The organism is Pseudomonas sp. NFX98 (assembly GCF_047784845.1).
Classification (GTDB): Bacteria; Pseudomonadota; Gammaproteobacteria; order Pseudomonadales; family Pseudomonadaceae; genus Aquipseudomonas.
The window spans coordinates 26,371-37,506 of record NZ_JBLNNF010000032.1; the positions used below are offsets into that span (position 1 = coordinate 26,371).

The 11,136-nt window shown below is 59.5% G+C and carries 12 protein-coding genes and 1 pseudogene; 3 read left to right on the plus strand and 10 right to left on the minus strand.

Annotation, left to right across the window (positions count from 1 at the left end):
• Positions 1-139 precede the first annotated feature (139 nt).
• Entirely contained in the window at positions 140-535 is a 396-nt protein-coding gene (locus ACM110_RS28885; RefSeq protein WP_416130476.1) for a DUF6124 family protein, read from the minus strand.
• Positions 536-1,032: 497 nt separating this feature from the next.
• On the opposite strand from ACM110_RS28885, the gene ACM110_RS28890 reads away from it, so the two are divergent.
• Together ACM110_RS28890 and ACM110_RS28895 are read left to right on the plus strand one after the other, a co-directional pair.
• A complete protein-coding gene (locus ACM110_RS28890) occupies positions 1,033-1,242 on the plus strand; it encodes a hypothetical protein (protein ID WP_416130477.1) in 210 nt (69 codons plus the stop codon).
• A 221-nt stretch (positions 1,243-1,463) separates the two neighbouring features.
• Positions 1,464-1,847 (plus strand): helicase, encoded by a 384-nt coding sequence (locus ACM110_RS28895; RefSeq protein ID WP_416130478.1) that lies wholly within the window; start codon positions 1,464-1,466, stop codon positions 1,845-1,847.
• Between the two features lie 39 nt (positions 1,848-1,886).
• Here ACM110_RS28895 and ACM110_RS28900 read toward each other — a convergent pair whose 3' ends face one another.
• From ACM110_RS28900 to exbB, 8 genes are all read right to left on the minus strand, one after another.
• Entirely contained in the window at positions 1,887-2,651 is a 765-nt protein-coding gene (locus ACM110_RS28900) for a Fic family protein (protein WP_416130479.1), read from the minus strand.
• The gene (locus tag ACM110_RS28905; protein ID WP_416130480.1) at positions 2,648-2,905 is read right to left on the minus strand and encodes a hypothetical protein; all 258 of its coding nucleotides are present in this window, start codon (positions 2,903-2,905) and stop codon (positions 2,648-2,650) included. Before ACM110_RS28905 ends, ACM110_RS28900 begins: the two co-directional genes overlap by 4 nt.
• Positions 2,906-3,042: 137 nt before the next feature.
• Positions 3,043-4,443 (minus strand): aminoacyl-tRNA deacylase and HDOD domain-containing protein, encoded by a 1,401-nt coding sequence (locus ACM110_RS28910; protein WP_416130481.1) that lies wholly within the window; start codon positions 4,441-4,443, stop codon positions 3,043-3,045.
• A 79-nt stretch (positions 4,444-4,522) separates the two neighbouring features.
• Complete coding sequence (recG, locus tag ACM110_RS28915; protein ID WP_416130482.1) at positions 4,523-6,598, minus strand: ATP-dependent DNA helicase RecG; 2,076 nt, start codon at positions 6,596-6,598, stop codon at positions 4,523-4,525.
• A gap of 9 nt (positions 6,599-6,607) precedes the next feature.
• The gene (locus ACM110_RS28920) at positions 6,608-7,537 is read right to left on the minus strand and encodes a hydrogen peroxide-inducible genes activator (RefSeq protein ID WP_075946874.1); all 930 of its coding nucleotides are present in this window, start codon (positions 7,535-7,537) and stop codon (positions 6,608-6,610) included.
• A 253-nt stretch (positions 7,538-7,790) separates the two neighbouring features.
• On the minus strand, positions 7,791-8,540 hold the full coding sequence (locus ACM110_RS28925) for an energy transducer TonB (protein ID WP_338583893.1): 750 nt from the start codon (positions 8,538-8,540) through the stop codon (positions 7,791-7,793).
• A complete protein-coding gene (gene exbD, locus ACM110_RS28930; RefSeq protein WP_102673741.1) occupies positions 8,537-8,965 on the minus strand; it encodes a TonB system transport protein ExbD in 429 nt (142 codons plus the stop codon). The genes ACM110_RS28925 and exbD overlap by 4 nt, the downstream gene beginning before the upstream one ends.
• A 6-nt stretch (positions 8,966-8,971) precedes the next feature.
• Positions 8,972-9,943 carry a tonB-system energizer ExbB gene (exbB, locus tag ACM110_RS28935; RefSeq protein ID WP_416130483.1) on the minus strand — a complete coding sequence of 324 codons (972 nt, stop codon included), beginning with the start codon at positions 9,941-9,943 and terminating at the stop codon, positions 8,972-8,974.
• Between the two features lie 189 nt (positions 9,944-10,132).
• On the opposite strand from exbB, the gene ACM110_RS28940 reads away from it, so the two are divergent.
• Positions 10,133-10,990: an NAD-dependent epimerase/dehydratase family protein gene (locus tag ACM110_RS28940; RefSeq protein ID WP_416130484.1), complete on the plus strand. Its 858-nt coding sequence runs from the start codon at positions 10,133-10,135 to the stop codon at positions 10,988-10,990.
• Positions 10,991-11,042: 52 nt separating this feature from the next.
• Here ACM110_RS28940 and ACM110_RS28945 read toward each other — a convergent pair.
• Positions 11,043-11,136: pseudogene (locus ACM110_RS28945) on the minus strand (IS110 family transposase); the annotation flags it as partial.

Genomic DNA, 11,136 nt, shown 5'->3' on the forward strand with positions numbered 1-11,136 from the left:
AGATGCGTCCTACGTGTGAGGCGGAAACAGGGAAGTAGCATTGATGATGTGGGAGGCCTGCTGTGGTGTAGCGCTGTGACGAGAAAAACCCCGATGGGGCGGGAACGCGCCAGTCGGGGTTGTTTACTTGCTTTGTGAATTAGCTGGATCGACGTTGTTGTCTGGCGAGTATCGCCGCCATATCCGGCTCATCCAAATGATCAAGCGCTCGCTCAACCAACAGATGCACCCCGTCAGCCATGCGGCTGAGCGCCAAGGCTACAGAGCGGCGTGAGCCGTCCACATCGTCGGCTAGGTCGGCAGCGATGGCGCTGATGGACAGCAGGTCTTCTGAAGCATTAGCCAAGAGTGCTTCGGTGTTTATGTCTGGGCAGACGCTGAAGAGTTGGCCGCTGCGTTTAGGTGGTGTCTGGTTAGGTGGGATGAGATGGTGATCTAGGGCGCGTTCGGCGGCTTCGTGGAGCTTCTTGGAGTCCAGGGATTCGTAGGGCGAGGTGGCCGGATTTTCCGGCGGGTTAGGCGTTGGCTTAATCATTGATGTATCCCGATATGTGTAGATGAGGGACTGACACCTTTTCGCTTGCATTCGAATGATGGTGGCAGCCGTACGCAGGTGTGCAAGACCGGGCATATCGGACCCCGGCAGACCCCAAAGGGACCTCCCACGCACAGCCGCCATATAGCATCCAAAAAAGCATTTAACGCTTCATGGGTCACAAGGCATTTGCGCGGCGATATGTACCGGACTTGCACGTCCTTGTCACCGTTTTTTGCAGTGACGAACAGAGGTTAACTGCGGATGGGGACCGTGCCTAGTTCATGGATGGCTTTAATTTTTGAAGGAAATGTCTGAGAGGAAGGAAGGTAAAAGGTGCGAGATCGCACTCCACTTAAACACTTTTTTGCGTTACCCCTCACCCGGTAAAAAACCGTATTTGACCGTCATGTTCTGTAACCATGATCGGAGAAAAAATTACTTCCGCTCGGCTTATGTGCTGGGCTGCTACTCTGAATCTCAACTGAGGATTCACGATGAAAAATTCAGATCTACTTCCTTCTTTGTTGTTCAAGATCAATGAAAACCAACTCGCTCTTGAAGCCGCCATTTTGGAGCTTACCAACTGGGCCGAAAAGAAAGGATCTCCTGACGTGGCTGAAAACGTGCGTGGCGCTTTAAGTGCCCTCGACAAGAATGAGGAATTCATCAAGATGACGCTAGCGATGATCATGTTTCCCGAGTGATCTAATCCACCTGAAGCAATTATTTGAAATTTTCTTTAGATGGCGTACCCAATTCCGTGTCGATACCTAAATCGCCGTTTCCGCAGAGCGTTTAGTCAATGACTTGGTAGTCATCACCGTCAAAAATAGGTCCATCTTCTTCTAACGCAACTCGATAGTGGCGTTCTCATTTGAAGTCGCTACACTGCGCCGGCCGTTCATTTTTCTCTTGAGGCTTGCGCATGAAATTTCGTTTTCTGCTGTGGATGCTGGGTTTGTTGATGGGCAAGGCCAGCCGGACCAATCCTGCGTTCCAGCAGCAATTGGGTGACAAGGAGTTGGTGTTTCAGCTGCAAACCCTGGACGGGAAAGTGGCGCGGCATTTCCGCGTGAAGGATCAGCGCATCACCAGCAAGGCCGGGGTGATTGCCGAGCCTGCGTTTGCCATCGCCTTTAAAGATGCCGCGTACGGCTTTGCCACGATGCAGGCGAAGAACAAGCAGTTGGCATTCATGACCGGGATTCAGGACAAGTCGATTCAGATCAAGGGTAACCCGGCGCTGGTGATCTGGTTCCAGGGGTTGACCAAGTATTTGAAGCCGAAGAAGGCCAAGCCCAAGGCTTGATGCCTTTCAGGCAGCCTGCAGCATCTTTCGCGAGCCTCTTCAGTCATCCGATTCAAGAGGCTCCCGGCTGTCGAGGGGTTGGGCTCTGTATGTCTTGTAGATCTGCTGGACTTCCGGGTTATCCAGGCTTTCGTACGTGATGTCTTCCTTGTCCAGACCGTCGAGGCCTTTGATGCCGCTGATGGTCTCTGGCCACTCGTCACGACTGGATATGTTGACCATGAACGGTTTCAGGTAAGTGTCGAGATGTCTTTCGCGTGGCTCTCGGATCTCATCGCTAAGTGCCCGCAAGTAGCCATCCTTGCTAGTCTTTGACCAGTCGATGGCGAATTTGGCCCGATAGCAGAGCTCCATGAAGACTAACAGGATCGTGCGGCCGTTGCCGTCCAGGAAAGGGTGTGCGAAAGCCAGTTGGCCCATTACCCCGCCAGGATGATCTCTGAAACGTTTTTTGTCTTTTGCCAGCTCAAGCGCATATTCGACAGCCATCTTGATGGAGTTCGGGTGCTCGAAGACAGTGTGTCGAGGATTGTCGTGTGAGCCCTTGAATACTGCCAGGTGAGGTACAAGTTCGTTCCGGTCTATTCCAGCCCAGGGATAAAAGCCGGAGAACAGGATTTCGTGGACCTTGAGTACGGACTTATAGTCGATTGGCCTTTTCTTGGCCAAATAGGAAAGAGCATCTTCGATGCTCAATTCGAACGAAAGATGTTCTGACTCTTTTACTTCGATGGGGTCTTTGAGCTGTAGAGAATTTTGTAGATATCCAGCCGTTTCGAAGTCGCCGAACGGATCGAAAGTCATGCGCTACGTTTCTTTGAGCGCCTTTCCTGAAGGTAGCGGCCTTGGAGTACGAGAGTCTCAGACTTGCTCAGAACGCCTTTCTTTTTGAGATTGACGAGTAACTGTTCAACGCCATCCAGTTCAACAAGATCCCCGGCCATACGCGTAATGATCACGGCCATACGGCTCATGCCATCAGCATCAGCAGTAATTTTGTGATCTTTAGCAAGCTTGCGCACTTGGCTTGCAACACTGACAGCAGCTGTTTGGGTCATCGAAAAGCCCTCTGTTTGCAGTCAAATCATAGCAGCGCGCTTGTTTTTTGTCAGACCGAGGCTGGGTTCATCGCGAGCAAGCTCGCTCCCACAAGTTTCAGCTGACCTTTGTGGGAACGAGCTGCTCGCGATTGCTTTTATGCCTGGGAAAATTGCGAGGCGAGTTCGCGCAGCAGCACTTCGGCTTCGAGGACTTTGCTGACCACGTCGTTGGCTTTGTCGCGGGTCAGGCCCAGGCGTTCGAGCAGGGCGTCGGGGATGTCTTCGTCGGGGCCGGAGCCGATGCCACGGCTGCGCAGCAGGCGCACTGACAGGCACACCAGGTTCGGGTATTCGGCGGAAGGGCCGTCGTAGGCCGGGTCGTGCTGGAAGCGCAGCGCGGTGGCCAGTTCATCGGGCATGTCCCAGTAGCGCATCAGCCACGAGCCGATCTGTTCGCGGCTGATGCCCAGCAGGTGTTGCTCAATGTAGCTGTGGCACAGGTGCGGGTTGACCTCCAGGTGACGACAGATCAGCGAGAAGTGCGGCGGGAACACGTGAGCCAGCAGCAGGTAGCCGAAGTTGTGCAGCAGGCCGGCAAGGTAAGTCAGGCCGGCTTCCGGGCGCTGGGTGCGCGGCATGGCGCGGGTCAGGCCTTCGATGACGGCAGCGGTGTAGATCGATTGCTGCCAGTACGGCGTGCTGTGCTGCGGGTGGTCTTTGGGCAGGCTGAGGGTTTTGCCCAGGGCCAGGCCCAGCGCCAGGTTGATCACCAGGTCGAAGCCCAGCACCCGCACGATGGCGTCTTCCACCGAACGAATCTTGCCCGGCGAGGCGTAGTACGGCGATGCCGCCCAGCTCACCACTTGCGCAGCCAGCGCCGGATCGGTTTCGACCACGCCGGTGATGTCGTCGATGGTGGCGTTGGGGTCGACGCGCAGCTTGATGATCTTCTGCGCGGTTTCGGCCAGCGGCGGAATTTCGATGGTCGCTTCCAGGCGTTGCTGGATGCGCCGCGCGGTGAACGCTTGAACGGCCTGGGTGATTTCCTCGCGGTCATCGTCAGGGCGGTCGAGGTTCGGGCGGATGCTGCTCAGGTTTTCACCGAAGTTGGCGGCGCTGGCCTTGTTCAGCATGGACTTGAAGGCTTCGCTGGTAATTTCCAGCAGCACGCCCGGCTCGCCCGAGTTGACCAGCACTTTGGGCTCGCGCAGCAGGCTTTCTTCATACAGGCACGGCGAGCTGGTCAGCGACGGTAGACCGGGCAGCAGGCTCAGGTTGTGCTTGCCGAGCATCTTTTCCAGGCGCTCGGTTGGCACCGCGGTGAGACGGCGGCCAGTGAGTTCGGTAAGACGGTTGAGGTCGAGCAACTGGCTCTGCGGGAACAGCACCATGAGCGCGCCGACGGCGTCATCGAGCAGTACGGCCTGGACCTTGCGCGCCGGGTTCAAGCCGTGATGATCCAGGACCTCTTCGTAGGCGATGCCCAGTTTGCCCAGCAGCAGCCGAATAACCGACGGAGCGTGCGGGGAGGCGGGTGCGAGGGCAACTTCGGTCATGGTTCTGTATCCGTTCTAAAACAATTGCAGGAGTATAACCAGCTTGCTCAAGCCGAGTGTCCAGAAACTGCGACGGTGCTCACACTTGGCCGTATTGCTGCCCGTGGCGCAGCCAGCGGTCGAGTAATGGGCTGACGTGGTCCGGCCAACGTTCCAGCAAAGCTTGAGCAGCGTCACGCACGGCGGGTAGCAGGTCGGCGTCGCGCATCAGGTCGGCGACCTTGAATTGAAGCAGACCCGTTTGCCGCGTGCCGAGCATTTCGCCGGGGCCGCGTAGTTCGAGATCTTTTTCGGCGATGACGAAGCCGTCGTTGGTTTCGCGCATGATGCCCAGGCGCTGACGGCCGATCTGCGACAGCGGCGGATGGTAGAGCAGCACGCAATGGCTGGCCGCGCTGCCCCGGCCGACGCGGCCGCGCAATTGGTGCAGTTGCGCCAGGCCCAGGCGTTCGGGGTTTTCGATGATCATCAGGCTGGCGTTGGGCACGTCCACGCCCACTTCAATCACCGTGGTGGCGACCAGCAGTTGCAGGTTGCCGGCCTTGAACTCGGCCATCACCGCAGCCTTTTCGACGGGCTTCATGCGGCCATGGATCAGCCCGACTTTCAACTCGCCAAGGGCGGCGGTGAGGTCTTCATAAGTGGTTTCCGCTGCCTGGCAGGTCAGCTCTTCCGACTCTTCAATCAGCGTGCACACCCAATACGCCTGACGCCCTTCGGCACAGGCGCTGCGCACCCGTTCGATGACTTCGACGCGCCGGGTGTCGGTGATCAGCACGGTGTTGACCGGGGTTCGGCCGGGCGGCAATTCGTCGAGGATCGAGGTGTCGAGATCGGCGTAGGCGCTCATGGCCAGCGTGCGCGGGATCGGCGTGGCGGTCATGATCAATTGGTGCGGACACATGCGTCCGCCGACGCCTTTCTGCCGCAACGCCAGCCGCTGCTGCACGCCGAAGCGGTGCTGTTCGTCGATGATCACCAGCGCCAGGTTCTTGAACTGCACTTCGTCCTGGAACAGCGCGTGAGTGCCGACCACCATCGGCGTGCCGCTGGCGATTTGCTCCAGCGCGGCCACGCGGTTTTTGCCCTTGAGCTTGCCGGCCAGCCACGCGACTTCAATGCCCAGCGGTTCGAGCCAACGCTTGAAGGTGATGAAGTGCTGTTCGGCGAGAATTTCGGTGGGCGCCATCAACGCGACCTGATAACCGGCTTCCAGCGCTTGCAGTGCGGCGAGGGCGGCGACCACGGTTTTGCCCGCGCCGACGTCGCCCTGAATCAGCCGCAGCATGGGCTCGCGCTGGCTGAGGTCGTAGGCGATTTCATTGCCGACCCGTTGCTGGGCGCCGGTCGGGTTGAAGCCGAGATTGGCCAGGTACTTGGCCGGCAGTTGCGTGGCTTTGGGCATGGCCGGCGCGCGCAACGAACGCATGCTTTCGCGCAGGCGTTGTTGCGACAGTTGATGGGTCAGCAGTTCTTCGAAGGCCAGGCGATGCTGGGCCCAGTGATGACCGAGGGCGAGTTCGTCGACATCGGCATCGGCTGGCGGGTTGTGCAGGTAGCGGATCGCATCGGCCAGCGGCGCGAGTTGATAGTCGCGGGCCAGTTCGGTCGGCAGCCAGTCGGGCAGGCTGCTCGGGCCGAGCAAGGTCAGGGTCTGCATGCACAGTTGGCGCAAGCGCTGTTGCGTCAGGCCTTCAGTGAGCGGATACACAGGCGTCAGGGTTTCATCCACGGGCGGGGGTTCGTCGCCGGTGATGGCGCGGTATTCCGGGTGGTAGATTTCCAACCCCGAAGCGCCGGGTCGTGCTTCGCCGTAGCAGCGGACTCGCGTACCGCGTTTAAGGCCTTCTTTCTGTGCGTTGCTGAAATGGTAGAAGCGCAGACTGAGTCCACCGGTACCGTCTTGCAGGCGTACAACCAAACTGCGGCGACGGCCCATGACCACGTCGGCGCCGCTGACGGTGCCTTCGACCACGGCGTCTTGCCCTGGACGCAGTGCACCGATCGGCACGACGCGAGTGCGGTCCTGATAGCGCAGGGGCAGGTGAAACAGTACGTCCTGGAGATTTTCCAGGCCGACCTTGGCCAGTTTCTCGGCCATGGCTTCGCCGACACCCTTGAGTGCCGTCACCGACACTTGCGACAACTCGGTCATGGCGTTGGCTTAACCGGCCGTTACCGGTGCGGCGGGCTTAGCCACCGAGCACAGGCGAATGGAGTCAGCGAGAATTTCGATGGCCTTCGGACGCGGGAAACTCGCACGCCAGGCGATGGCCACGGTGCGATAAGGAACCGGTGCCGACAGCGGACGAACTTCGATCACGCCAGGGGCGTAGTGATGGCTGTCGACCGCCGACAGCGGCAGGATCGAAATGCCCAGGCCGGATGCGACCATGTGCCGAATGGTTTCCAGCGAGCTGGATTCGACCGTGGTGTGCTTGGCGCCGTCGTTGCCTTTGGTCAGCGTCGGGCAGGCTTCCAGCACTTGATCGCGGAAGCAGTGGCCTTCGCCGAGCAGCAGCAGACTCTTGTCGTTGAGCAGGCTGGCGTCGATGGATTCTTTTTGCGTCCAAGGGTGCTGGGCCGGCATCAGAACGTAGAACGGCTCGTCGTAGAGCTGCAAGGTCAGGACGTCGGCTTCGCTGAACGGCAGGGCGATGATGATCGCGTCGAGTTCGCCGTTACGCAGTTTGTCGCGCAGCACGTGGGTGAAGTTTTCTTCGATGTACAACGGCATCTGCGGGGCGACCCGGTGCAGTTGCGGGATCAGGTGCGGGAACAGGTACGGGCCGACGGTGTAGATCGCACCGACTTTCAGCGGTGCGGTCAGTTGGTTCTTGCCGGCCTGGGCCAGTTCACGAATGCCTTGGGCCTGCTCCAGGACTTTTTGTGCCTGGGCCACAATGCCTTCACCAACCGGGGTCAGGCGCACGGCGCTTTTGCTGCGCTCGAAAATCAGCACACCGAGTTCGTCTTCAAGCTTTTTCACACCCACCGACAGGGTCGGCTGGCTGACGTGGCAACGCTCGGCCGCGTGGCCGAAATGCTGCTCTTGGGCGAGGGTAACGATGTAGCGTAATTCTGTGAGAGTCATAGCAAGCGTCCATGAAGTTGCGCGCCAAGCATACTGGCTGCAATCGATAGACGCACGTTATCAGACTGTGTGTGTCGAGTGACACCGGGCAATGCGTGTTTGCCGCTGGTAGACAAGCAAAAGGCACCTTTCGGTGCCTTTATGGTTGTTGCATAACCCTGTGGGAGCGAGCTTGCTCGCGATGGCGATCTTACTGCCAATGAATATGTTGAATGTAACGGCCTCATCGCGAGCAAGCTCGCTCCCACATTGATCAGCGCCGGCGGTTTTCCAGCGAGTAAACAAACGGTGCAACGATTTCGATGGAGCCGTTGTTCAGCATGTCGGCCGGTGGTTTTGGCAACGGCTGGGCGCGGCGGATCATATCGAGCGTGGCTCGATCCAGATCCGCAGTGCCGGACGCGCCGACCAGTTCGTACGACAGCACGTTGCCTTCGGCATCCACTACGAAACGCAGGCGGTTCGTGCCTTGCTTGCCCCGCGCCTGCGCGCTGGCCGGGTACTTTTTGTACTTGGCCAAATGCGCGAGCAGGGTGCCTTGCCAACTGGCCTTGGCCGCCACCTGAGCAGCCGATGGACCCGGTACAGGCTGAGCGGATTTCTCAGTTTGTGACGGAGTCGGTGGCGCTTCACTCGGTTTTGCCTCGGAAGGTTTTTCCTTCGGCGGCTCCGGCTTTTTCTCCACAGGCTTGGGCGGTTGAGGCTTCGGCTTGGGCTTGACCGGTTTGGGCACCGCGATCTCGGCCTTCGGTGCTTCGGCGAGCTTCGGTATCGGCAGTTCTTCCACCGGTGCCGGTGGCTGTGGCGGCGTTATGACCTTCGGCGGTGCGGGCGGTGGCGGGGCCGGAACCGGCGCCAGCTCGACCATCATTGCCTGGGGCGGCAATTCGATGGGCGGGTGGGCGGTCCAGTTCACGGCCAGCGCGATGGCCAGCGCGTGAACGCCCAGCACCACGGCCAGGCTACCGCTGTAACGCGTCAGCTTATGGCGCGTCGTGATCATTTTTTGACTGCCGTCTCGAGTCCGACCAGACCGACCTTCAGGTAACCGGCCGAGCGCAGGTTGTCCATCACACTCATCAGGTCGCCGTAATCCACGCCTTTATCGGCCTGGAAGAAGATCGTCGTGTCTTTCTTGCCCTGGGTCCTGGCGTCGAGCGTGGCGCCGAGTGCTTCGGCCTTCACTTCGTCTTCGCCGAGGAACAGGCGTTGGTCAGCCTTGACGCTCAGGAACACCGGTTTCTCTGGCCGCGGCGCCGGTTTGGCGGTGGATGCGGGCAGGTCGACCTTGATGTCCACGGTGGCCAGTGGAGCCGCCACCATGAAGATGATCAAGAGGACCAGCATCACGTCGATGAACGGCGTGACGTTGATTTCGTGGTTCTCGGACAGATCGTCGTCTGCCCCTTCTTTCAAATGCAGGCCCATGGCCGATTACCCCACTTTCACCATGTGCGGTTGCGAGCTGCGCTCAGGCTGGTGATCGAGGTCGCGGCTGACCAGCAGCAGGACTTCTGCCGACGCGTCGGCTACCTGCGCCTTGTAACCGGTGATGGAGCGGGCGAACACGTTGTAGATCACTACCGCAGGAATCGCTGCGACCAGACCCAATGCTGTCGCCAGCAGGGCTTCGGCAATGCCGGGGGCCACGACGGCGAGGTTGGTGGTCTGGGTCTTGGCGATGCCGATGAAGCTGTTCATGATGCCCCATACGGTGCCGAACAGACCGACGAACGGCGCGGTGGAACCGATGGTGGCGAGTACGCCGGTGCCGCTGCTCATGTTGCGACCGCAGGCTGCTACCAGGCGCTCAAGACGGAAAGCGACGCGTTCCTTGATGCCTTCTTTTTCGCGGGCGCTGGCCGACAAATGCATTTCTTCCAGAGCATCATGCACCAGCAGATTGGCGAGGGTGCCAGGCTTGGTCGCCGATGCACTGGCTTCTTTAAGCGTGGTGGCTTTTTTCAGGTGGACGATTTCGGTACGCAGACGACGCTTGGCGCCCATCAGCTCGAAGCCTTTGGCAATCCAGATGGTCCAGGTGATGATCGAAGCGATGGCCAGACCGATCATCACGATTTTCACGATGATGTCGGCGTTCTGGTACATGCCCCACGGCGACAGGTCATGGGCCATGCCCAAGGTGTTGTCGGCTTCGAGGACTTCAGGAACGTCTTCGCCGATGGCTTCGTCAGCAGGTGCTGCGTGGGCCGGGTCGGTCGCGGCAGGCGTCACGGCCGGGGCGGCGTGGTCGGCGGGTGCAGCAGCAGTGGCCGGAGTAGCTGGCGCTTGTGCATCAGCGAAAGCGGCGACAGGCGCCAGCATCAAGCTGAGCAGCAGGGCGGCCACCGCGCTCCAGGCGCGAGGTCGTTTGGTTGGCGAAGCGGGGAATTGATTGCGTGTCATGCTGGCCGGACCTGAGAGAAAAAAACGGGTGATGTTCTTCCAGGCCTCGAAAGGCCGAGAACAAAAGTGGCGCGTATTATTGCAAGTAATTCTTGTTAACAGAAGTAATAGAGTATCTTTTTTTCCTGCATTGCTAGCCGCTCGTCCATTGCCAGCGCTAGTCTGTCCGTTTCCAAGGGGAGTTTTCTGATGTCCGCGCCTTCTGTTTTGATCGCCGGTTGCGGTGATGTCGGCAGCCGTCTGGCCACGCGATTGTTGACTGCGGGGTGGGAAGTTCATGGCCTGCGGCGTGACGTCTCGCGCCTGCCCGAGGGCGTGATCGGCGTTGCCGGCGACTTGTTCAATAAAGACTGCCCGGAGACCTGGCCGGTCGGTGCGGTGGATTACCTGGTGTATTGCGCGGCTGCCACCGATCACGATGAAGCCGGCTATCGAGCCGCTTATGTCCAGGGTTTGCAGCATGTGCTGGAGTGGCTGGGCGACTATGGGCAGGTGCCCAATCGACTGCTGTTCGTTTCCAGCAGCAGCGTTCACGGCCAGCAGGAGGGCGAGTGGGTCGACGAGACATCGCCTGCCGTAGCGGCTGGCTATTCCGGGCAGGTGATGCTCGAAGCCGAGCAAATTGCCCTCAACAGCGGCATCCCCGCCAGCATTGTGCGATTGACCGGTATTTACGGTCCCGGCCGCGAATGGCTGCTGACTCAGGTCCGCCGGGGTTATCGCGTGGCGGTCGATCCACCGCTATACGCCAACCGGATTCATGCCGATGACGCCGCCGGATTGATGGCGTGCCTGCTTGAGGCGGATCGGCGTGGGGTGAAACTGGATGATGTCTACATCGGAGTCGATGACGCGCCGGCAGCGTTGGCGGATGTGGTGGGCTGGTTGCGCGAATATCTGGGTGTGACCGAATGGGCCGATGACGCCAGCGTGCGCCGCACGGGCAGCAAGCGTTGCAGCAATGCACGGGCGAAAGCGTTGGGCTGGACGCCGAAATATCCGAGTTTTCGCGAGGGGTATGCGGCGATCCTTGAAGGGCGCTGCTGACTTTCAGTCACTGCACGCACCTGTGGGAGATTCTATGGTTGAGGGGAAGCCCTCAACCTGCTTTCGGTTGGTATTCACCTTGCCCTTTTAGCAGTGCAAATACGATCCGGGCAAGCTTGCGAGCCAGTATCACCAGGGCCTGCGTG